The 23282-nt window shown below is 44.9% G+C and carries 19 protein-coding genes; 7 read left to right on the top strand and 12 right to left on the bottom strand.

The features are described from left to right. The first annotated feature begins 260 nt into the window (after positions 1-260). The 4 genes from RID09_RS21925 (at position 261) to RID09_RS21910 (ending at position 3639) form a co-directional block, all read left to right on the top strand. Positions 261-1475: an RNA-guided endonuclease InsQ/TnpB family protein gene (locus RID09_RS21925; RefSeq protein WP_446338037.1), complete on the top strand. Its 1215-nt coding sequence runs from the start codon at positions 261-263 to the stop codon at positions 1473-1475. Positions 1476-1591: 116 nt separating this feature from the next. Beyond that, positions 1592-2773, top strand: coding sequence for a M20 family metallopeptidase (locus RID09_RS21920; RefSeq protein ID WP_446338036.1), 1182 nt, complete (start codon positions 1592-1594; stop codon positions 2771-2773). A gap of 142 nt (positions 2774-2915) precedes the next feature. Next, positions 2916-3191 carry a hypothetical protein gene (locus RID09_RS21915; RefSeq protein WP_446338035.1) on the top strand — a complete coding sequence of 92 codons (276 nt, stop codon included), beginning with the start codon at positions 2916-2918 and terminating at the stop codon, positions 3189-3191. Between the two features lie 28 nt (positions 3192-3219). Then, positions 3220-3639: a peptidylprolyl isomerase gene (locus tag RID09_RS21910; protein ID WP_446338034.1), complete on the top strand. Its 420-nt coding sequence runs from the start codon at positions 3220-3222 to the stop codon at positions 3637-3639. 12 nt (positions 3640-3651) lie between these two features. Here RID09_RS21910 and RID09_RS21905 read toward each other — a convergent pair whose 3' ends face one another. After that, positions 3652-4662, bottom strand: a complete 1011-nt coding sequence (locus RID09_RS21905; protein ID WP_446338033.1) for an alpha/beta hydrolase family protein — start codon at positions 4660-4662, stop codon at positions 3652-3654. A 259-nt stretch (positions 4663-4921) separates the two neighbouring features. Next, the gene (locus RID09_RS21900; protein ID WP_446338032.1) at positions 4922-5308 is read right to left on the bottom strand and encodes a BON domain-containing protein; all 387 of its coding nucleotides are present in this window, start codon (positions 5306-5308) and stop codon (positions 4922-4924) included. A 267-nt stretch (positions 5309-5575) separates the two neighbouring features. On the opposite strand from RID09_RS21900, the gene glsA reads away from it, so the two are divergent. Beyond that, positions 5576-6538 carry a glutaminase A gene (gene glsA, locus RID09_RS21895; protein WP_446338031.1) on the top strand — a complete coding sequence of 321 codons (963 nt, stop codon included), beginning with the start codon at positions 5576-5578 and terminating at the stop codon, positions 6536-6538. A 199-nt stretch (positions 6539-6737) separates the two neighbouring features. On the opposite strand, the gene RID09_RS21890 is transcribed toward glsA, so the two are convergent. Further along, on the bottom strand, positions 6738-7862 hold the full coding sequence (locus RID09_RS21890; protein ID WP_446338030.1) for a THUMP domain-containing class I SAM-dependent RNA methyltransferase: 1125 nt from the start codon (positions 7860-7862) through the stop codon (positions 6738-6740). 52 nt (positions 7863-7914) lie between these two features. Between RID09_RS21890 and RID09_RS21885 the strand changes: the two genes are divergently transcribed. Continuing rightward, positions 7915-8742, top strand: coding sequence for a TylF/MycF/NovP-related O-methyltransferase (locus RID09_RS21885; RefSeq protein WP_446338029.1), 828 nt, complete (start codon positions 7915-7917; stop codon positions 8740-8742). On the opposite strand, the gene RID09_RS21880 is transcribed toward RID09_RS21885, so the two are convergent. The 5 genes from RID09_RS21880 to RID09_RS21860 form a co-directional block, all read right to left on the bottom strand. Next, positions 8722-9510 (bottom strand): DNA-binding response regulator, encoded by a 789-nt coding sequence (locus tag RID09_RS21880; RefSeq protein WP_446338028.1) that lies wholly within the window; start codon positions 9508-9510, stop codon positions 8722-8724. The genes RID09_RS21885 and RID09_RS21880 overlap by 21 nt on opposite strands. A gap of 47 nt (positions 9511-9557) precedes the next feature. After that, positions 9558-10151: a Uma2 family endonuclease gene (locus RID09_RS21875; protein WP_446338027.1), complete on the bottom strand. Its 594-nt coding sequence runs from the start codon at positions 10149-10151 to the stop codon at positions 9558-9560. A gap of 21 nt (positions 10152-10172) precedes the next feature. Continuing rightward, complete coding sequence (locus RID09_RS21870; RefSeq protein WP_446338026.1) at positions 10173-12827, bottom strand: tetratricopeptide repeat protein; 2655 nt, start codon at positions 12825-12827, stop codon at positions 10173-10175. A gap of 479 nt (positions 12828-13306) precedes the next feature. Then, positions 13307-15238 carry a tetratricopeptide repeat protein gene (locus RID09_RS21865; RefSeq protein WP_446338025.1) on the bottom strand — a complete coding sequence of 644 codons (1932 nt, stop codon included), beginning with the start codon at positions 15236-15238 and terminating at the stop codon, positions 13307-13309. Next, the gene (locus tag RID09_RS21860) at positions 15186-16541 is read right to left on the bottom strand and encodes an ATP-binding protein (RefSeq protein WP_446338024.1); all 1356 of its coding nucleotides are present in this window, start codon (positions 16539-16541) and stop codon (positions 15186-15188) included. The genes RID09_RS21865 and RID09_RS21860 overlap by 53 nt, the downstream gene beginning before the upstream one ends. On the opposite strand from RID09_RS21860, the gene RID09_RS21855 reads away from it, so the two are divergent. Then, positions 16533-16745: a hypothetical protein gene (locus RID09_RS21855; RefSeq protein WP_446338023.1), complete on the top strand. Its 213-nt coding sequence runs from the start codon at positions 16533-16535 to the stop codon at positions 16743-16745. The two genes, RID09_RS21860 and RID09_RS21855, sit on opposite strands and share 9 nt — an antisense overlap. A 147-nt stretch (positions 16746-16892) precedes the next feature. On the opposite strand, the gene RID09_RS21850 is transcribed toward RID09_RS21855, so the two are convergent. The 4 genes from RID09_RS21850 to RID09_RS21835 all read right to left on the bottom strand — a co-directional run bounded on the left by RID09_RS21850 (position 16893) and on the right by RID09_RS21835 (position 23202). After that, positions 16893-18233, bottom strand: coding sequence for an erythromycin esterase family protein (locus RID09_RS21850; RefSeq protein WP_446338022.1), 1341 nt, complete (start codon positions 18231-18233; stop codon positions 16893-16895). 17 nt (positions 18234-18250) lie between these two features. Next, positions 18251-18913, bottom strand: a complete 663-nt coding sequence (locus RID09_RS21845) for a phosphoribosyltransferase (protein ID WP_446338021.1) — start codon at positions 18911-18913, stop codon at positions 18251-18253. Between the two features lie 244 nt (positions 18914-19157). Beyond that, positions 19158-21752, bottom strand: a complete 2595-nt coding sequence (locus RID09_RS21840; RefSeq protein ID WP_446338020.1) for a PAS domain S-box protein — start codon at positions 21750-21752, stop codon at positions 19158-19160. Further along, positions 21694-23202: a CBS domain-containing protein gene (locus tag RID09_RS21835; protein WP_446338019.1), complete on the bottom strand. Its 1509-nt coding sequence runs from the start codon at positions 23200-23202 to the stop codon at positions 21694-21696. The genes RID09_RS21840 and RID09_RS21835 overlap by 59 nt, the downstream gene beginning before the upstream one ends. Positions 23203-23282: the final 80 nt, after the last annotated feature.

Raw genomic sequence — 23282 nt, 5'->3', positions numbered from 1 at the left:
AGGTTGAGAAAAATGATTATTCAGAGGCTTGAAGGCGCAACACACTGTTCTGTGCAACTGGGGGTGAAGAAATGGGCTTAAATCCTTGTCTGGTAAGGTTTCTGCTATTCGCAATCACGCCTTTTGTGAGAAATGCGGGTATAAGTCCCGCGCCATAATCTGGAGATTTGGCGTTGGGATACATGGACATCCCCCAAAGATTATTTGGGGTTGTTCAATTTAGAGTAAATAGTATAAACTCTAAAAAGAGGTGATAAGTAATGCGACATCAAGCCGTCAAAGTTAGGCTATATCCGACAACTGAACAGCAAGAGATACTAGCTCAACACTTTGGTTGCGCTCGTTGGTGGTGGAATCATGCACTCAATTTGTGCATTGAAACTTACCAGGCAACGGGTAAAGGCTTGAAACAATCAGCATTGAACGCTTTCTTGCCTAAGCTCAAAAAACAGGAGGATACAGAATGGTTATCTGAATGCTACTCGCAAGTTTTACAGGCAACGACTCTTAACCTGGTAACTGCCTATAAAAACTTTTTTGAAGGCAGGGCTAAATATCCCAGATTCAAAGCAAAAAAGAATAAGCAGTCTATACAGTATCCTCAATCGGTTAAGGTCGTTGATGGGTGTCTCAAGTTTCCGGGTCGCGTGGCAAAAGTTAAGGCAAAAATACACCGACCCATTGAAGGAACAATCAAGACAGTAACGGTTAGTATGACCCCATCGGGCAAGTATTTTGCATCCGTTTTGACCGAAGTAGAAGGAGATGAGGCACCGACTAACGCCAATGGTAAGGTTGTTGGGATTGATTTGGGGTTAAAGGACTTTGCCATTGTCAACGATGGCGTCAAAACCTCTAAGTTTGCTAATCCTAGGCATTTAGCCAAACATGAACGCAACTTAGCGAGAAAACAACGGAAACTAGACAGAAAGGAGAAGGGAAGCAAGTCGAGAGATAAAGCCAGAAAACGGGTAGCTAGGGTTCACGAGCGAGTTAGTAATGTCCGTCAAGACTACTTACATAAGCTATCCAGAAAGCTTGTTGACGAAAACCAAGTTATCGTAGTCGAAAGTCTGAATACTAAGGGCATGGTTCGTAACCATAAACTAGCCAAAGCAATTTCTGATGTTGGATGGGGAATATTTGTCAATTTATTATCTTATAAACTTCAAAAAGAGGGTAAGGTATTGGTAGAAATTGACCGATGGTTCCCCAGTTCAAAACTCTGCTCAAACTGCCATTATCAAGTTGACGAGATGCCATTAGAGGTCAGGTCTTGGACTTGCCCTAGTTGCGGCGCTCATCATGATAGAGACGGTAACGCTTCAGCAAATATTAGAGCAGAAGGCATCAGGATTCTATCGGTCTCAGGGACTGGGACTGCTGCTGATGGAGGGGATGTGAGACCGAAGAAGGGACGTAAGTCTAAGCTGACGCAATCCCCTGTGAGATCAGAAGCCCACAACATAGCGTAAGCTTGGCGCTGGGTAGTTCACGGTAATCTCTAACGACCGATGGCTGCATTATTTTTCAGATGTTTGGATGATGGAATAGATACAGTGGGTACAGTAAGACCTCTGTGATTGAGTTTATGCTTAGCCGAATCAAAGACCTAGCCCAAGAGCTTGCACCGCGTCTGATTGAAATTCGCCGCCACTTCCATGCTCATCCAGAATTGAGTGGTCAAGAATACCAAACGGCGGCTTATGTCGCGGGTGTGCTTTCCTCCTGTGGCATTGTTGTCCAAGAAGGGATTGGCAAAACTGGCGTGATTGGTGAGTTAGTTGGGGGTACTGATGAACGCCTAGTTGCCATTCGCACGGATATGGATGCGTTACCGATTACCGAAGCCACCGCTCTGGTATTTGCCTCCCGTAAGATGGGGATAATGCACGCCTGTGGTCATGATGTTCACACCACTGTTGGTTTAGGTACGGCGATGGTGTTGTCAGGATTGGGAGCAGAATTACCGGGAAATGTGCGCTTCTTGTTTCAACCTGCTGAGGAAATCGCCCAAGGTGCTAACTGGATGGTGCAAGATGGGGCGATGAATGATGTCAGTGCCATTTTTGGGGTTCATGTGTTCCCGTCGATTCCAGGGGGTTCTATTGGTGTCCGTTATGGCGCACTGACGGCGGCGGCGGATGATTTGGAAATCTTTATTACGGGGGAATCGGGTCATGGTGCCCGTCCCCATGAAGCCGTGGATGCGATTTGGATTGCGGCTCAGGTGATTACCACTCTACAGCAAGCGATTAGCCGCACTCAGAATCCTTTACGTCCGATGGTCTTGACAATTGGACAGATTAATGGTGGACGCGCCCCGAATGTAATCGCGGATCAAGTCCACTTAGCCGGAACCGTGCGATCGCTCCACCCCGAAACTCATGCGAATCTGCCAGAATGGATTGAGTCAATTGTGGCAAGTGTCTGCCAGATGTATGGCGCTCGCTATGAGGTAAATTATCGCCGAGGTGTGCCTTCGGTGCAAAATGACTTAGCTTTGACTCAAATCTTAGAAACATCTGCCAAAGAAGCCTGGGGAAGTGATCGAGTGCAAATTTTACCCGAATCCTCGATGGGGGCGGAAGATTTTGCCATGTATCTAGAACATGCTCCCGGTACGATGTTCCGCCTCGGCGTCGGGTTTAAGGATAAACCCAATTATCCCTTACATCACCCCCAATTTGAAGTGAATGAATCGGCGATTATTACAGGTGTGGTTACGCTGGCTTATTCTGTCTACCGATATTGGCAACAGTCTGTTTTGTAGTTAAGGGAGTGTTGAATTTTGACCCTTCACTTCGCGTATGGCATGGTTTGTAGGGGCTGGTTTCACTACTATCGTTTATTATTCACCCAGATGCGACTAAACCCGTCCCGACTAAGTGGGAGAATAAGGTTATGAGTTTAACTTGTCAAAAGCTTCTGCATTGCCAGGTCAGATGAGTGGGTCTTACAATGAATTTGCACAACGCTGGGGGAATACCGGATTTACTGAGTATGTCACTTTGTGGGAAAAACAAGCGAATCAGGTATTGCCAGAGGCATCAGAATCGATTCAACAGCAAGCCGAGTCTGCCTTTTTGCAAATCGCTCAATTAGAAGCAGAGTTTTGGCAAATGGCGTTTAATGCTGGAACGGTCGTGCCGAATAATGGAACTCATTCCCCAGTGTTCAATGACCCCTAATCATGATATCACACGCAAGGAAAAAAGTATGACCCGCGCCATTATGGAAACGGAAAAAGGTACAATTCATCTGGACTTATTCGAGAAAGATGCTCCGAATACGGTGAAAAACTTTGTTGATCTCAGTGAAAAAGGATTCTATGACGGATTGACATTTCATCGCGTTATTCCCAATTTTATGATTCAAGGAGGCTGTCCTATGGGAACTGGTACGGGGGGTCCGGGCTATACGATTAACTGTGAAATTAACCCCAATAAGCATTTAGCTGGGTCATTATCTATGGCACATGCGGGTCGGAATACTGGCGGAAGTCAATTTTTTATTTGCCACTCGCCTCAACCCCATTTAGATGGAGTCCATACTGTTTTTGGCAAGACAGAGGATATGGATGTTGTCAATGCTATTCAAAAAGGCGATAAAATTCTTTCGGTGAAGATTGAACAGTAATTGCCTTCTCATTTAGTTGGAGGGCAAAGCCGATTCAGCAAGGGGTTTGATTGGGTGAATCACGATGACATTTTCATCCTGATCATCCCCACTGTTGTACAGATAGTCAAAGGCGGCGGTATCATTGAGTAGATGCGATCGCAAAAATAAGGCACTCCACCGAGCAATAGTTTCTGTGGCTACATCCTGGTCTAATAGAGGTCTGACGGGATCGCGGACGGGATTATCTTCATTGGTAATCCCATAATGGTTAGCCCCTTTGACAATCACTAAAGCTTTGGGTGGATCTTGAATCTGATTGTAAGTAGCTGTAATTTCAACTAAATCGGCAATTGTGTCTTGACTTCCGGCGATTAACGCGGTAGGAATCATTTTATTATTAATCGGAGGAAATGAACCTGTTTCGGGGGGATCTTTAAAGTTTGTACCATAGAAAATACCAGCCATTAATTCGGGAGGCTGGGTAAACTTGTCTACGCAAACGTTGGGAGCGCAGATGTTTTGGATAACGGCTAATCCGACAAACCCGCCAAACGAATGTCCGAGTAATCCTAGTTTATTGGTATTAACAATTCCAGCAATCGGTGAATCCGGATTAGCGTTTTCTTCTTTTATATAAGAAAGAACTTCATTGACTTGCTGCTGTTCGGCAAGAAAACCAGTTATGGGTTCTCCGGTTCTGGGATTGGTGACAGTCCGTTCATGATTGGGGACAACCACGACAAATCCATAACTGGCGACGGTACTGGCGAAGTTGGAGTAATCGGCTTTATCTACTAATGCTCCTTGTAACAGTAGGGCGATAGGAAATTGATTGGTGTTGGTGTTAGAATTTGAGGGAATCGGGAAATAGATATCGGCGGGATCACCATTGGTCGTAATAGTTGTTTGATAGGTATTGACTGTATCGAATAAAGGTTCGGCGCTAAAGGTTGCCCAGGTTGGTTCTCCTAGTCCTAAAGCAATCAATAATGTCCCGACTAGGGTCAAGGATGATCGTTGGTTCGTGGATAAGGAACTCATTGTCTGTGAGATTTTCGGATTATTTTAAGACTGTCGGAAAAATTGAGTCCATTGTCAAGTGTTTCGGGTAGGTTGCACCCATGTAGTGGCGTGGCATAGCTAAAATAGTGGAATAGATTTTACGGTTAAATCGGGCGCACCGACGTGCGCCCCTACGGTGAAACGCTTAAATAATTGAAATAGGCATTAGGTTTAACCTAATGCCTTATTAGTCGATAGATAATCTTGAGAGGAACTCTAGCCTAATACAGCTAACAGGTTAACCCACTGTCACTTGAGTCGTATCAACAGCTTTTGCGCCATTGACCCCTCTAGCAACCTTCACCATCTTGTCCAAAATTGCCTGATCAGGAACCTTACCCTTCAAAACCACAGTGGTACTCGTTTGTGCTACATAAAGAGTATTGATGTCATCTAGATCAGGGTCTTCATCAAAGGCTAAAGCTACCCGCTTCGCTAAACCACTTTGGTCATATTCTCCATGTAAACCAAGACGTTCTGGAGGAGTGCTGGAAAGTTTAGTCGTTGCTGGAGCTTGAGCAGTTTGGGGGCGACTGGCTACAGATGCAGGCTGCTGTTGTGTTGGAGGATTTACCTTTGCTTCTTTTGGCTTATCCATGCCAAATAGTCGTTTTAACCAACCCATATTCTGTTGAACTCCTATTATATTTGCCTATTGAGCTAATCATTATCGGTCTAACCTAGGAGTTAGAACATCTATCAATAAGGATATTTTGGTATTATAGCTATCACCATAAAGGTACAGATTGAGAGCCGACAACACTAGGTATCAGCAAGAACCCTTCTGTCATCTGCCTTGTGCCTTTTGCTATATGAGTCATTCACCTGGAAAAAAGGAAAAATCTTGATCAATCTAAGTTGAATTGGGGATAGCATGACTGAAAAAAATAAGATGTCTCACCCTATCAGTGACTGGAATAATCCGAATCGTCATCAATCTTCAGTGAGACTATCCGCACTGACTCAGGATAAACTCAATCCCTTAATCGTTCAGGCAAAAGTACAATGCCAAGGGGGGCAACTACCCACCTATATCCCATATCTGGCACAGGCAAATCCTACCTGGGTGGCGGTGCAGGTACAGAGGATTGAGGGTGAGGGAGTGGCGGCGGGTGATATTCGTCGTTCATTTCCGTTGATGAGTGTGATTAAGCCGTTTGTACTGCTATTTTTGCTGGAACAATTGGGGATAGAGGCGGTATTTTCTCAGGTGGGGATGGAACCGTCTGATCAGCCATTCAATTCCTTAGCCCAACTGCAAGCTGATGGGGGAAAGCCACGCAACCCAATGATTAATAGTGGTGCGATCGCACTCGCTGGGCGTTTACTGGGTAAGGATGGGGCGTCTGGTTGTGAAACCTTGCGCCAGTGGCTGAATCAGCGATCGCAGTCTCGGTTATTTTTAGATGAGGCTATGTTAAAATCGGTGCGTTCTCTCCCCAATGAACGGAACCGCGCGATCGCGAATCTATTAGCCGCCTCTGGTTATCTGGATCACCCAGAAATCGCCCTGGATACCTACAATCACGTCTGTTGTTTATCGGGAACGGTGAGGGATTTAGCTTCTTTAGGTATGCTGCTGGCGCAGGATACGAGCATAATATCACCCCAACACCGCCATATCGTCAACGACATTCTGATCACCTGTGGATTGTATCAAGCCTCCAGTCGCTTTGCGGTAGAGGTAGGATTGCCAACCAAGTCAGGGGTAAGTGGGGCGATGGTTTCTATCGTACCCTCTCAGGGTGCGATCGCCTGTTATTCTCCGGCGTTAGATGAGACGGGTAATTCTAAAGCGGGGTTGTTTATTGTGCAGCAATTGGCGCAGACTTTAGAGTTGAATGGTTTGGGTTAAATTTCAGCATCGGAATGATATTTTTTTTAACGCAGAGAGACGCAGAGGTTCGCGCAGAGGTTCGCAGAGGGGTTGTAAGTGTTTTGATGAAGATTGTGTAGGGTTTTGAAATTGTTTGAAATACTAGGTTAGTCGTCTTTAGACGATTTTAGCTTTTAGCCTTGGGTTTTAACCCAAGGCGGTTTAATGGGACTTAGCATTAATACAGTTCATATTTTAAAAAGGTGCAAGGAATAGAACCGTTATATACGGGAATTCTACGCGATGGTTTTAGTCCTACTCGCTTAGCTAACTGCTTATTTCCGGTTAAAATAAATGCTGTCCATCCTTTAAAGCGTTGTTTAAAGATATCCCCTAGTAGTTTATATAAATCTCCCAGTTCATGAGGATTCCCCAAACGTTCTCCGTAAGGAGGATTGCAGATAATTATCCCGCTATCGGCTGGGGGTTCTACCTGGGAAAGGTCTTGTTGAATAAAGGTGATCTGGTTTAGAATGCCACAGTGTTGGGCATTACTCCGGGCTTGGTTGAGGATATCCGCGTCGCGATCGCATCCTGTAATCGGTGCAGGTAATTCCTGGTACTGACAGGCTTTTGCCTCTTTGAGGAGTTGTTGCCAAAGGGTGGGATTAAAATCTAACCACCGCTCAAATCCAAACTGTTCTCGAAACAATCCGGGGGCAATATTTAAGCTGATTAAGCTGGCTTCTAGGGGTATCGTTCCAGAACCACACATTGGGTCTAATAAAGGCAAATTAGGATGCCATTCTGCTAATTCTAACAGTGCGGCGGCTAAAGTTTCTTTGAGGGGAGCAAGTCCCATGGCGGGTCGATATCCGCGTCGATGTAGACTGCTTCCTGAACTATCTAAACTGAGAATACAACGGGTTTGATGAATGTGAACATTGACGAAAAGGTCAGGCTTTTCTATGTTTATACTAGACCTTTTACTAAACTGGCTACGTTGTTGATCGACGATTGCGTTTTTCACCTGAAGGGCAGTAAAGTGGCTATGGTTAAGCTGGTTATTCTTTCCTGTCGCATTCACGGCTAAGGTTTGCTGCGGTTTCAGGTATTGCGCCCAAGGAATGCTTTGTACCCCCTGGTAAAGTTGTTTAGCATTTGCACAAGGAAATTCGGCGATAACGACGAGTACTCGAAAAATCGTTCTCGCCCACAGATTCACCCGGTACATTAACGCTGTATCGCCCTGAAAATGCACCCCCGTAAAATCAGGACGCACATCCTGCGCCCCCAAGCGTTCAAGTTCTTGCGCCGCAATGGGTTCTAATCCACGGGCTACTGTGGCAAAGTAGTGGTTCACGTTTTATGGTTTAATACAGAGTCAGAACACTATTAGGAGCTAAACCCATCTAATGTTTAACGTGATGGAGCGGTTAATTTTTAACAGTCTAGATAAATTATATAAGTTTTATTCTAAAAAAGAGTTAGGCTATCAACTAGCACAACTGAATCAACCCGATACTCGATATAAAACACTGCTCAAAGAAGTGGAAGGGGTTTATAAAGAGATACTTCTGACTGATTTACCCGACTATGACGAGGTAAGAACTGATTTACTGTTTAAACTTTTAGGTACATCGGTCAGTGAAGCGTTCTATATTGTCAATTATTTACATAAATCTTTACACTTGCCAGGGGATATCTGTGAATTTGGCGTCGCCCAAGGTGCGACATCAGCATTAATGGCGTATGAAATTCAAAAGACGGATAAAACAATTTGGCTTTTTGATTCCTTTGCTGGATTACCCAAACCCTCCGCTAAAGATACACTAAAAGATGATATTTTTAATCTCGGATCAATGGATGCCTACACGGGGACAATGCTCACCGCTGTTGATCTGGTGCAAAAGCGATTAAATGATATTAACTTTCCCTCAGAACGGACTCAAATTATACCCGGGTTTATTGAAAAAACGATTCAGTCATCTAATCGACCTCAACAGGTTTGTTTTGCCTACGTCGATTTTGATTTTTATGAACCTATTTTAGTGGCTCTCAATTTTCTTGACCAGGTATTATCCAAAGGTGGACATATTATTGTTGATGATTACGACTTTTTCTCGACGGGCGTAAAAACAGCCGTCGAGGAGTTCATCGCTGCCCATCCGGATAAGTATCAATTGTCACTACCGATTAAGTCAGCCGGACATTTTTGTATGTTAAAGAAGCTCCCCGAATAAGGATTCAGTTAACAAAGAGTCAGTGAAGGAACCCGAGTTATCAGAATCATCAAATAATTTGGTCATGTAATCATAGTTACCCTCACCGACATTTTTGTTCAAGATGTTGATAATCATTTCTGAATTATCGTAGGGACCACTAATATAAAATGGTTTGCCATTGCGACCCAATTGAATTTTGGGTTGACCACTCCACTTACCTAAATGCTGTCGCGATCGCTTAAAATCTTGATGGGGTTGAAATCCTAATTTTTCGGCATAGTCTACTGCACTATAAACTAGGGATTGGGCTTGTTCTAGGGTAATTTTTTGAGATCCTTCGGGAAAGCCTTGATAGGCGTAGTCTAACATCTGTTTATATTCAACTGAATTCAGTTGACGCGGACCCATGGTATCTTTGACACCGAGACACCATACATCTAACAGGTAAGTACAAACGGTGAATCGGTCATACTTGGGTTTGCGGGTAATACAGACTAAGGCTAAACCTCGGTCGATATTGTCCTCGGTTTCTTGGACGGGTTCAGTATTGTCATGAAGATAATACTCAGCACAGTTGGCGTTGACGAAGCATTCAAAAACTGGATCTAATTCTCCTGATGCAACACGGGCAAGTGTGGTTTCTTCCGCCTGTTCTTTGATATAGGCGGTGACTTCAGCCGCCCGTAATCCTAATTTGCGAGCAATTTGTTTCGGGGTTAAGTTGCGATCGCGTAGTTCGGTGATTTCTTTTTTTTGTTCGGGTGTCATCGTTTTGTCATTGGTCATTGGTCATTGGTCACACTTTCAGTTTTTACACTCAATCTATTCATGGTTTAACTATCTTTGGCTGATTCAAACTCAACTTTGTCATAAATTTCTTCTAGAGTTATTTGGAATGAAAACGAGTTTAGATTAACGATTTCATTAGCATCATCATATTCATAGAATGTCCAGCGTTTTCGCTCGGTTTTGAAATAGTGTTCAATGTGCATCGTGTATTGGTCAATTAAGAGATATTCCTGAAAACTGGGAATCGTGCGATAGGCGTCAAATTTAGCAGCTTTGTCATGACTTCGGGTAGATTTTGACAACACTTCAGCAATGATTAAAGGATTTGTGATCGTGTCTTGTCGTCCTTCTTGTAGTTGCAATTCACCCTGAACGACCATAACATCAGGATAGGTGTAGATACGTTTTCGAGGAATCCAGAGCCGTTGATCGGTGACGAATACTCGATAGGGTTGACGCTTCAGGGCGAAATTTAGCGCACCACTCAGATTTAGAGCAATTTGATTATGATTTGGGGTTCCGCCAGTCATCAATACAATTTCGCCATTAATGAATTCATGTCGTTCTTCTGAGTTAATTTCAAACTCCAGGTACTCTTTAGGGGTGTAATTTTTTTGTTCTTCTGCTTGAATTATCATTTGATTTAATGTCTCAATAGTTTATTGTTCGATTAAGCGCCAAAATCGATCATCTTTGGTGATCGCGTCCAAGTCCAAATCCGTTCTGGCTTCCTCACGATATGCAGGATTGAGGGCGATCGCTTTTTCTAAGTTATCGATACTGAAGTGAACCTGACGTTGTTGAGCATAGCCGATAGCTTTCTGATAAAAAGCTGGGGCATAATCGGGTTGAATGGCTAATGCCTGATCATAACTTTCTAACGCTTCCTGATTGCGTTTTAACTTGATCAACATATTCCCTTTGTATGTCCAAGCTTTATGGGAATCGGGTTTGAGTTCAATCGCCTTTTCAAAAGACGTTACCGCCTCCTCATACCGTTCTAATACCGCCAAGGCTAAGCCGCGATTAAACCAAGCCACGCCATCATCAGGTTGCACTTGTACCGCTTTATCAAAGGAATTAAACGCCTCTTGGTGTTGTTGCAGTGCGCCGAGTACCACACCCCGATTTACCCAAGCTTCATGGTAATCGGGTTTGATTTCCAACGCCTGCTCAAAGGATGCGATCGCATCCTCCCGGCGTTTCAATCTCCCTAGCATCATTCCCCGATTTAGCCATGCTTTGTAATCATCAGGCTGGATTTGAATCACCTTATTGAACGCCACTAACGCCCCTTCAAAACGCTTCAATTCCCGTAAAGCTAACCCTCTATAATACAAGGTATCGGTGGCTTCTGGGGCGAGTTCCAATCCCCGATCCAAGGATGCGATCGCGTCTTGGTAGCGTTTCAATTCCCATAAGGCGACACCGCGCTGATGCCATAGATTCGCGTTATCGGGTTGTAGTTCTAAGGCTTGATCATACCGTGCGATCGCCTCTTCATAGTCACCTTGAGCGAATAAATTATTCCCTTGATTAATATAGTCCTTGACATTCAAGAAAAACTCAGGATGATTCTCATGCAATCGTTCCAGTTGTTCCGTCAGGGGTTGGATTTGTTGCAGTACATCAGACAAGGCAGATTCGGCAATTTCCGTGGGCGTAATCTCTGCTAATTTTTGCAGAATTTCCTGTTTTTGCCGTTGAGCATCGCTTTGAATATCGGTTAACTCATCGCCTAACATAGACTCCAATTTTTCCAGGCTTTGGAACGCCTGATCTTTTCGCTCTTGAATCGCCGACTGGAATTGAGAAAATTGATTAGTAAACTCGGTTTGGATTTGACTCAAACTTTGCAGGGTTTGAGCGCGGTTTTCTTGTACTCCCGATTGGGTTGTTGAAAGCTGACGGGTTACCTCCTGCTCCAATTTTTTCAAATTACCCAAGGTTTGATCAATCTGTCCTTGAATTTGCGATTGGGATTGTTCCAGGTGGCGCGTAACGTCTTGGCGTAAGCGTTCCACATCTGCAAAGGCTGTCCCTTGCTGCTGTTTCGCCTTTTGTTCCGCTTCCGTTTTAATCTCTGTCAATTGGGGTGAGAACTCTGAGGCGAGGCGTTGCAAATTCTCTAGAATACTTTCCCGTTCTTGTTTCGTGGTAGTTTGCAGTTGGGTTAATTGCTGTTTAAACTCCGTTTCCGCCTGTTGCAAGTTCTGTAAAATTGTCGCTTTTTGTTCGTTCAGTGACCCTTTCACTTGGTCAAGCTGGGGTGTAAACTCCTTCTGGAGTTTTTCTAAGTTCTGGAGAATCCTATCCCGTTGTTTTTGTGCCTCGTTTTGCAGTTGAGTTAATTGCTTGCCAAACTCCGTCTCTGTTTTTTGTAAGCGCTGGATAATTGCCGCTTTTTCCCCTTGAGCCGCCTGTTGCAGTTTGGAGAGTTCCGGGGCAAATTCGGCACTGAGTTGTTCTAAACTCTGGAGAATTCTATCCCGTTGGCTTTGGGCGTGGTTAAAGAGTTCCGCCAGTTGATTGCTAAACGCTGTTTCTGAATTTTTCAGGTTTTCCACAACCCGATCTTTTTCGGCGTGGGTATCCTGTTGTAATTTCGCCAGTTCCGGCGTAAACTGGGCGGTTAATTGTTTCAGGTTCTCCAGTGTATTCGTTTGTTCCGATTCAACGTGAGAACGCAGTTGGGATAAATGGTGGGAAAACTCTTCATCGGTTTGAGCCAGAGCTTTTTGGGCGTCTTTAATATGGGTATTTAAGTCTCGCAGAGCCTGTTGTTGAGATTCCGAGAGTTCACTCAGAAGCTGGGATGACTCTTTTTGCTTCATGCCAATATCTTCGTAGAAGTCATCGGCTTCTCTATTTAAATCATTAGCTAAATCTTCGGTACGTTCCAGAATCGCTTGTACCTGTTGATTCGCCTGGTTAATTTTCCCTTCCAAGTCGGTTAATTCATTCAGATGCGCTCTCACCAAATCCGCCACCTCGCGAATTACCGCCCGTCGCAACAGGAATAAGCCAACAATCGCCGCAATTAACAGCAGCGCTAAGACAGCTAGGAGGACATTAAACAGGGTGGTGGTGCGACTAAAGGCGCGATTTGCCTCCGCCTGTACTTGTTCTTGGATACGCCGCTGCTCCCGCAACCGTTCCAACTCTTGTTCCTCGGTATCGGAAAGCGCTTGAGATAGTAACGCATGTTGGGCGATGGCTTGAGGCTGGATAACGCCAACAGACAATAGGATTGTCGAAAAGACAACTGCGCTTAACGATAGGAATGTCAAAGTCACCGAGTTTATGAGCTTCATCAGAACGTCCTTTGCCTATTGCTCTCCCATTGCCATCTGATTTCTAACCTTACCTCAAAATCACTATCGCTGACTCAAGCTAGGCTCGTCGTTGTTCGTAGTGAGCGCTTTAGCGCTAATTCATCGGGGAGCGGGGGGAGCGGGGGGAGCGGGGGGAGCGGGGGGAGCTGGGGGAGCGGGGGGAGCGGGGGGAGCTGGGGGAGCTGGGGGAGCGGGGGGAGCTGGGGGAGCGGGGGGAGCTAGGGGAGCGGGGGGAGCTGGGGGAGCGGGGGGAGCTGGGGGAGCGGGGGGAGCTGGGGGAGCTGGGGGAGCTGGGGGAGCGGGGGGAGCTAGGGGATACTTCGCTTTTTGTTAGGCGGGGGAACCGGAAATTCTTCAAAGTCTCTTTTCTAAAGAGGAAAACCAGAAATTCTTCAAAGTCCCCCTTTTTAAGGGGGATTTAGGGGGATCTAAACTTTTAGCGTGAGTCAGGTAAGTCCTCAATCCGGAAGGCGTTCTAATAATTCTCGCGTCATATCAGCGAAATATTCATCCTGATATTCGATAAATATCTCTAAGGCTGTCTGTAAATTGACCTTAGCCTCAGCGTAATTTTCCTGGGTTTTTGCCAATAATCCTAAGTTGTGATAAGTGTTAGCTTGATTGTAGCGATCGCTAAATTCAATAAAAATATCCAGCGCTTGTTGATAATAATGCTTTGCCTGCTCATACTCCCGTAACTCTGCGGCAATGGGCCCTAAGTTATGATAGGTTTTAGCTTGAGCGTAGCGATCGCTAAATTCAATAAAAATATCCAGAGCTTGTTGATAGTAAGCTTTTGCCTGCTCATACTCCCGTAATTCTTGGGCAAGGTTTCCTAACTGGTGATAGGTGTTGGCTTGCTCGTAGCAATTACCAAATTCAATATCAATCTCCAGAGCCTGCTGATAGTAGCTCTTTGCCTGCTCATACTCCTGTAAGGCGTGGGCAACCATTCCTAACTGATGATAAGTGTTAGCTTGATTGTAGCGATCGCGAAATTCAATCTTAATATCCAGAGCCTGCTGATAATAAGCTTTTGCCTGCTCATACTCCCGTAATTCTTGGGCAACTACGCCTAAATTGTGATACGTATCAGCTTGAGCGTAGTGAGCGCTATATTCACTAAAAATATTTAGAGCCTGTTGATAACAAGCTTTTGCCTGCTCATACTCACGTAACTCTTGAGCAAGGTTTCCTAATTGTCCATAGGTGTAAGCTTTAGAGTAGTGATCGCTAAATTCACTCTTCATATCCAGAGCCTGCTGATAGTAGGCTCTTGCCTGCTCATACTCCCGTAATTCTTGGGCAACTACGCCTAAATTGTGATACGTATCAGCTTGAGCGTAGTGAGCGCTAAATTCAATACAAATATTTAGAGCCTGCTGATAATAAGCTTTTGCCTGTTGAAATTCCCTCAATTCCAGGTAAACATTACCCAGATAAAATAATGCCGTGGCTTCACTCTGCCGATTCTCCAATCTCCGGGATAGGGTTAACGACTGCTCATAATACTGAATCGCCGCTTCAAATTGCCGTTGCTGATGATAACTCTTACCTAAATGATTAAAAACTCTCACTTGAAACCCTAGATCATCCGGCTTCAAGTTCAGCGCCGCCTCTAAATACTCCCTGGCTTCCTCTGGTTTCCGCTGAGTCAGATACGCCTCACCCAACTGCTCTAAAATCTCCGTATAATGCTGAAGGTTTTCCCCCGTAGCCTGTTCTCCCGTTGGCTGATAATCCATCAACAGACGCTGGAGTAATTCCACCCGTTCTTGCTGTTCCGGTGTGGCAATTGGCTGAAACGATTTTGATGGCTGAAATGCTCGTTCCATGGCATCATCTTTCATCTGGGGAGAGGTTTTAAACCGAAAGACGCCGGATGTCCACGCCCAAAAATCCGGGGCAAATTTAGCTAACCGAGTAATCGCATAATCAGGGAGAATAAAGAGTAACGGATGGGGAACCGTGCGTTTATAGGAATCGCGGACAAAGTTCAGATCTACTAACACCGGGGGATGCTCGCCAAATACGCCAATCGACTTAGCTAATCCCTTAATCACCACCACAATCTTTTTATCCGGTTCCGGCTGAATCTGAGCCAACTCTTGCACCAACTCATCCCGAATAAAGCGCAAATTCGGATCAGCAAACTCCAGAATCACCCACTGAATCGCCTGACAATTATCATGGCGGGTTAGAGCTTCAATCAGCAATTCCCGATCTGGGGAAAAGTTCACCTCAATAAACCCCAGGGTAAAGCCTTCGGCAAAGTCAATAAACGTCAGCAGTTCGGCAAACTCTTCTTGATTCTGTGCCAAAAAATGCCCGATTTCCTCATACTGACTGCCCCGATTGGATGGCGGCGAGAGCTTTTTGGAAGAATTCATTTTGCTTAACCACAGGATTGGGATAATTCCAGCGTTTGTCGCCGTTATATTCTAATACGGATACATTAAATAGCATCAATTGACCCAGTTCATCTTTGCTCACATTTTTTGTCAGACAGATGTGAGCTAAAAGGGGATAATGGTCATCGGGAATAAACCGTTCAAACCCAAACTGTTGTTGCTTAATCGCATAAGTCACATCCTCAGCATTAATTTTCTCATGTTTACGGGTACTCGCCGTGCGACAAGCGGTTCGCATCATCTGCATCAGTTGGCGCACATGTCCGCCACTAGCTTTTGCCAACTCTAACAACACCTTCCGGGATTCAAACACATCTTCCACCTGAACCCGCCGTTCAATTAATCTCGCCATCGCCTCTAATCCAGCAAGTTTATACTCTAAATCACAGCGTTCCCGTTCAAATTCATAAATCGTCACCATCGGCACAATATGGGGGTCACTATCCCATTGTTTCAACGGGTTTTTCGGGGAGCAAAGCACGGAAATGGGGACGGTATAAATTAGGGTACAATTCAGGTCTTGTAACTGCGTCGCATAGTCGAGAAATAAATGGTCGGCTACCGCCACGGGAATCCGATCCAGGTTATCAAATATAATCAGTAATCCCTTATAGTCGGGAAACTTCCGGCGAATTTTCACATAAGCATCCCCTAATAACAGATTAATATCCGCCTTGAGTCGAGATAAATCTTTTTCTAAGGTTTGACGAATCGTGGTTTTTTGCCGATTCGATCCTTTAATTTGCGCCAGCAACTTAACCAAGAGTTTGGCAATAAAGGGCGCATCGAGACCTAAGCTAGCTTCTCCGGTGAGGCTAACTGATTTTTCGACGGTTTCCTCGGTTTCTTGGGTGATATCCTTAAACCAAGCCTCAAATTGCTGGAGGAGTTGAGTATCAAACGATAAGCCGAGTTTCCGCAGTTCAAATTCAACCTGTTTGATGACAATTAAATATAAATCGGTATAGCGAACATCATTAATATCAGTTTCTTCGTTAACTTCTAGATAGATGACATAATAATCATCCCGCCAGCGCTGTTGAATCCGTTTTAATTCTGTACTTTTACCACAGCCGCGATGTCCAGTGAATAGAATCGTGGTACATTCACTAGGTTCTTGGAAGTCTAAGATAGTGCTAACGCTGTCTACGGCGGAGGATTTACGAACAGGGGATAAGTCTACATAATAGCGATCCATTTCTTCAGGTTCGAGGGGCGCTAAGTCACAGGCTTTAAAGGCGGCTTTGAGGGTATTGGCGCGGGGATAATCAGTTTGAGTCATGGGGGTTGGGGGAATACTGCTCGGTTAAGAAAAATTGTAGGTTGGGTAGAGCGCCAGCGTTACCCAACAAACCTAGTAAAACGTTGGGTTTCGTTACCTCAACCCAACCTACTGCTACTCAAGGCTTATCCGAGCAGTATTGGGGGTTGGGGGAATAGCGATCGCCTGAATCCCGATTATAGTTTAGACGAGTTACGGAATTAAGCCTAGAACTCAAAGCTTAAACCCGTTAAAACTGATATCTTGAGTCTTCTAAGCAAGATCCCCGACTTCGTAGAAGTTGTCGGGGATCTGTTTGTGTACCTCACTTACACGCCATCGCGCTGTAAGCGTTAACCATCCGGGCTAAAATCACACGCCCATAGGGAAGGTTTCGGGTGCTTCACCTCGATCCCATTGAGGGGTGCGTTCTAAGGGTTCGACGGCGCGAGTCTCGTCAAAATGGATCATCGCATCAAACTGTTCCGGTAATCGCGCCTGGAAATAATGGCTGATGCGTTCAGTTTGGGGTTGATAAATCACACCGATCGCACGTTCTAAACGGGGCTGATGTAACCCTTGCACGGCGGGGTTTTGCTCCTGTAAGTTTAGCCAAAAATTTGGCTGTCCAGTCTGATGAAACAAGGCTTCATAACTTTCCGGTAATGCCCGACGCACTCCCTTGCGTTCTGCCGATGCACCCCAATTGGATGCGGCGGTAACGGTTCCGGTGTAGGTACTAAAGCCAATCAGGAAGGCATCGCCCTCATATTGCTGACGCACCAATTGACCGACATTAAGTTCCCCAGCCGCGCCCATATCGGTGGCTCTGGCGTCGCCGAGGTGGGAGTTATGTTCCCAAACCACAACCTTCGTGGGTTGACCCTGTTGCTCAAAGTGAGTTACCAATTGGTTGAGGGTTTCCGCCATGTGGCGATCGCGTAAATTCCAGGAAGAAATCCGACCCCGAAACATGGAACGATAGTATTGTTCGGCGTTCTTAATCAACCGGGCATTCTGTTCGGCATAGAAGAACTCATCCTCTGGAATACGCCCATCTCGTTGTGCATAATCCGCCGCACGGCGTTGTAATTCCACCAGTTGCTCAACCACCTCATTTTCACAGGGTTCACCCATGCCAAAACTGGTGGCGTACCCATAGCTTTGGGTATCTTCGCCAAAGTGATCGAAACAGGAGTACCGATAACGCGCATGGGCGGAGGCTTCTGGATCAACTGTATCTAAATACTTGAGAACAGCTTCAATTGAAGTATATAGGCTGTACAGATCTAGCCCATAAAAGCCTGCTTTTGTGGCATCCTTCGGTAAGGCATCATTATACTCTCGCAGCCAACCGACAAAATTTAATACATCGGTGTTGCGCCACATCCAAGTGGGGAAGCGTTGAAAATCTGCTAATGCGTCGATACTATCGGAATCATCACTAACACCTCGAACATAGCGATTAATCCGATAAGCATCGGGCCAATCGGCTTCAACGGCGACGGCGGTGAATCCCTTTTCTTGGATGAGCCGTTTGGTGATTTGGGCTCGTTGTTGATAAAATTCGTGGGTGCCGTGGGATGCTTCACCGATGAGGACAAAACGAGCATCACCAATCTGATCGAGTAGTGCCTCATAGTCTGATGATGTCCCGGAAATAGGATGTGCGGCTTGACGCACAGCATCAGTAAGTTGAGTTTGGATAACCATAATCTAAGTCCTCCTAATCATCGAGTTGAACCAGCTATTTGTTGACTGGCTGAGCGCTCCATTAAGTCACGCACTTCTTGGTCAGTGGTTTGGTCAAAGTTGTCGTACCACAGACCTACCGCGTAGAACGGTTGGGGTGTTTCACTGCAGATAATTTCGTCTACCTCGACTTGAACATCCTGGCAGGTTTCTGGCGCAGCAACGGGGACAGCCGCAATGATTTTTTTCGGGTCATGCTGTCGCAAAGCAACGGCAGCGGCGTGCATCGATGCCCCTGTGGCTAAACCGTCATCCACCAAAAGTACAGTGCGATCGCGCAATTCTAGGGGAGGACGATCCCGTCGGTAAGCCTTTTCCCGCCGTTCTAATTCTTTTTGCTCTTTCGCCGCCACTTGCTCAATCGCTTGCTCCGATACCCGCAGCGATCGCACGACATCCTGGTTTAAAATACGGGTTCCGCCACTCGCGATCGCGCCCATTGCCAGTTCTTCTTGACCTGGTACACCCAGTTTGCGAACCAGCCAAACATCTAAAGGGGCATTGAGTCCTCTCGCCACTTCATAAGCCACAGGTACACCACCACGGGGTAATGCTAGGACAATCACATCGGGGCGGTTGGCATACTCTTTGAGGTCGCTGGCAAGTCTTTGACCTGCTTCTTTTCTATTTTTGAAACGCATAATTATCCCAAATTGTCAACAAATTCTATACGACTAATTCAATCAGCGAATTAAGTGAATTAACTCAGGTGAGAACGGTGAAGTTTTCTCTGAACTCCCTCATCCTGATTTTTAATTAAAAGGGGAGTGAATCCTGAATAGACGGCTTAATTATTGGTTTAAGCTTCTATTAGCTTAGCTCGTTAGATGCAAGAAATTCTTCAACCTACAGATAGATACCTGAACACCCCAAACCTTAGCTAATTTACTTCGCCAGATCCATGTCATTTAAACAGATTTCTCTTGGCTGTTGCGATCGCGGTTTAAGCGGAATCTCGATCATAAACGTTGTTCCTTCCCCTGGAGTAGACAAACAAGAGAGTTGCCCCTGGTGTTTCTCAACGATAATTTGATAGCTAATGGATAAGCCCAAACCCGTACCACTGCCTACAGGTTTTGTCGTAAAAAACGGATCAAAAATTTGCGGTTGCACTTCCTCAGAGATGCCAATTCCGTTGTCAGTAATGCGGATCTTCAAAATATCGGTCTGCTGGCTTCCATTTTTCGGGGGTCGTTGTCGGTTAGCACCAGCTACTTCGGTGCTGATTGTAATCACCCCCGGTGACGAGTGACTATCTATGGCGTCGATAGCATTAGCCAGTATATTCATAAACACCTGATTCAATTGATTCGCATAACAGGTTACTTGGGGCAGTTGACCATACTCTTTAATTACCTGAATTTCCTGTCGATTTCCGGGCTTTTTGAGTCGATGCTGTAAAATAAACAGCGTGCTTTCTATCCCTTGATGAATATCCACCGACTTCAGTTCAGCTTCATCGAGTCGAGAAAAGTTTCTCAGGGAAAGAATAATCTGATGAATCCGCTCCGCCCCCTCTTGGATAGAGTTAAGCAGTTTATGCCAATCTTTTTTGACAAACTGTAAGTCAATGGCTTCTGCTATCTCTTGAACGGTTGCCGGGGGATTGGGATAAGTTTCTTGATAAAGATTAATTAGCTGAATCAAATCATTAAAGTATTGACGACCAATAGTGATATTGCCAAAAATAAAAGAAACTGGATTATTAATTTCGTGAGCAATTCCCGCGATCATTTGCCCCAGACTCGACATTTTTGCCGTTTGCACAAGCTGGGATTGGGTGCGTTTTAATTCTTCGAGAGTGCGTTGGAGTTGATGGGCTCTTTCTCGTTCTCGTGCTTCAGATTGTCGCAAAGCGGTTTCAGCTTTTTGGCGCTGGGTGATATCTAAAGCCGTTCCGAAGAGTTTAATTATCCGATAGTGCTGATCAAAAATGGGTTCAATTCTCACCTCAAGATGTCGAACTGTCGTCCGATTTCTCGGTAAAATCTGAAACTCTAATTCGTAGCAGAGTCCTTGCTCAATGGATTGCTTGATGGTTTCTTCAAATTGGGAACGATCATTGGGATGAATAAAGTCAAGGAGTTGTTGATAGGTGGGTTCTGTTTGATTGGGTTCCAGACCAAAAATGCGAAACAGTTCGGCTGACCAGATAATTTGACTGGTGAGAACATCAAATTCCCAATTGCCAATGTGGGCAATTCGTTGAGCTTGAGCTAGATTTTCTTCCGAGAGGCGCAGTTTTTCTTCCGCCTGCTTGCGCGTGGTAATATCAATACCAAAGGATTGAATTTCTAAAATATGTCCTTGTTCATCCAGAATCGGTTGATCAGTCCACTTAAACCAATGGAGTTCTCCCTGATCAGAGATCATGATATGTTCGGAGGTTTCTGGACATTCATGGTTGACTAGCAATTTGACAAAATCCCTGATCTGGTCTTGAATAGAATCAGGCAGTAATTCTAAATATTTTGTGCCAATCAGTTCAGCCGGAGACTTGCCAAAAAAACGACAGTAAGACTGGTTGACAAAGGTGAGGGTGGTATCCGGTTTCCAGCGACAGACGAGGACTTGTTTCTGAAATTCTACCAGTTCTCGATACCGGATTTCGCTTAAGCGTAATGCTTCTTGTGCTTTTTGACGTTCTGTGATGTCACTGGCTGTACCCGTTACACCGACAACTTGACCTTGGTCATCAACCACTGCGATCGCGTTGAGCAATAATTGAATGGGTTCCCCGGCTTTGGTTAGATGGGTGGTTTCATATTGGAACACCGACTGTCCCTGAAGTAAACACTTAAAAAGATTAACATCCGGTTCCAGGCGTTCCGGTGACAGGAAATCGGTAAACGAACGTCCCAGCATTTCCTCTGGAGAATAGCCATAAAGGTGTTGTACAATCGGATTAACAAAGGTGTAAGACCCATACCGATCAACCGACCAAATCAAGTCTTGTGACGCTTCAACCAGATGACGATATTTTTTTTCACTCTCACTCAGAGCAATTTCTGCATGGTGGCGTTCCTGAATTTCTTGTTGCAGTTGGATATTTTGTTGGGCTAGCTGCTGTTGTAACCGTTGTAGGCGTAATTGATTCTCAACCCGGGCTAATACTTCTTGCACTTGAAACGGTTTAGTAATGTAATCGACGCCACCGACTTCAAAGGCTTTCACCTTATCAAAGGTTTCATTCAAACCACTTAAAAAAATTACCGGAATGTTCTGGGTGATCACAGAGGCTTTCAACTGTTGACAAACTTGATAGCCGTCCATGTCTGGCATGACAATATCCAGTAAAATTAAATCGGGGGGACTGTTCGCAATAGATCTCAGTGCCAGTTTACCATTGGGTATAATCCTGATTTTGTACCCTTGCTCGGTTAACATCTCGGTTAACAGGTGCAAATTATCCGGGGTATCATCAATCGCTAGTATTGTCCCTTTGTACAAAGGAATTGACTCCAGAGTCATCGTGTTCATCAGTAGTTGATTTGGTCAAAGCTAATAGCCGTTCAAACTGAAATTCATGAGCTAAAGTAGAGAGAGAATTGGCTAAGAACTCATCGCGATCGCGAATTTCCTCGATGAGGCTCAGCATCACATCAAAATCTCCTTCAATTGTGGCTTGATGGAACGAGGTTTGCCAATCCCTGGGTAAATCAGCCATATCCTTTGGCGTCAAGGTAATGGTTACCGGGGAGGCTGGCACCTTGGGTAGCACCTCAGACAGCTCAAAATTAACTTCATTGTACGGAATGTGAGTGGACTGAGTTTTGGTTAATTCCAACAAGTTTTCCAGCAGTTCGAGCAAATGCTTACCAGCACTAGAGATGATACCTAAATTTTTCTGATCTTCGGGGGAGAGGGATTTTGAACGGTGCATCAGTTGAGAAAAACCGAGAATCGCGTGGAGTGGTGTTCTAAATTCATGGTTTAAATTGGCTAAGAAGGCACGTTTAACTTGGTTAGCGGCGGCGGCTTCGTCTTTGGCTTGTTGCAGTTGTGCTTCTAACTTGCCATATTGGCAGAGTTTTTGCTGCAATTTCTCATTGAGTTGACTTAACTCCTGGGTTCGCTCATCCACTTGTTTACGCAGAAGTTCAATTGTAGCATACAGTTCTATGGGGTTTAGCGCTTCTATGATTGTACTTTGGGTGATGATTCCTGCTAGTCTTCCGGCTTCATCTACAACCACTAAACGGCGGATTTTGTGGCATTTCATTATTTCATTTGCCAGCATCATTGAATCACTAACTTTAATCGGAATTAGGGGATTACTCATCACTGTTTTCGCGGGAGTATTAGCGAAATCAATCCCCCTATTTTTAAACTGAATAATATCCCGTTCTGTAATAATTCCCACGGGAACAATATCCGCTTCGTTTTGAGTTTCCGTAATCACGATGCAGCTTTTATGATGGGTAACCATTTGCTGGGTAATTTCTAGTAATGACGCTGTGGCAGAATTCTGAATCACCTGAGAATTCATTGCATCCCCCACTTGTTTGAACTTCAATAAGTCAGTGGGTTGAACAACCTCTCGAATGGTTTTAGGCGTAATTACTCCAATAATTTTGCTCTCTTGATCGATTACAGGCAAATGACGAATATGATGCTGGCGTAGCAGGGAAATAATCGAAAAAACGCCTTGATCTTGGTCAAGGGAAACGGTAACCGGATCAGGAGTCATCACGGCTTGAATCCTTAGGTTTTCCAGGGGTATCTGCTGGGCAGCGATGCGGACAAAATCCCGTTCTGTGAAAATACCCACTAACCGTTTCCGTTTGACGACTAAGGCATAACTAATCTGACGTTCATTGAGCCAATTAATAACGTCTGTTACCCGCGTCTGGGGAGTAACTATCAGGGGATTACAATCAATAGCTCGTGATTGCGATAGTTGTTCTAAAAGGGGACTGCTGGATGACATTTTTTGCATTTATTTTTTATTGAGGGGTAAGGATTCAGGGAATAAGGATCTTTTTTGCTTAAAGCTTTTCCTTTTTCCCT

The organism is Coleofasciculus sp. G1-WW12-02, from assembly GCF_040219735.1.
In the GTDB taxonomy this organism is placed as follows: Bacteria; Cyanobacteriota; Cyanobacteriia; order Cyanobacteriales; family Coleofasciculaceae; genus Coleofasciculus.
The sequence above is the reverse complement of the archived record's forward strand: the minus strand, read 5'-3'. Positions and strand labels throughout refer to the sequence as shown.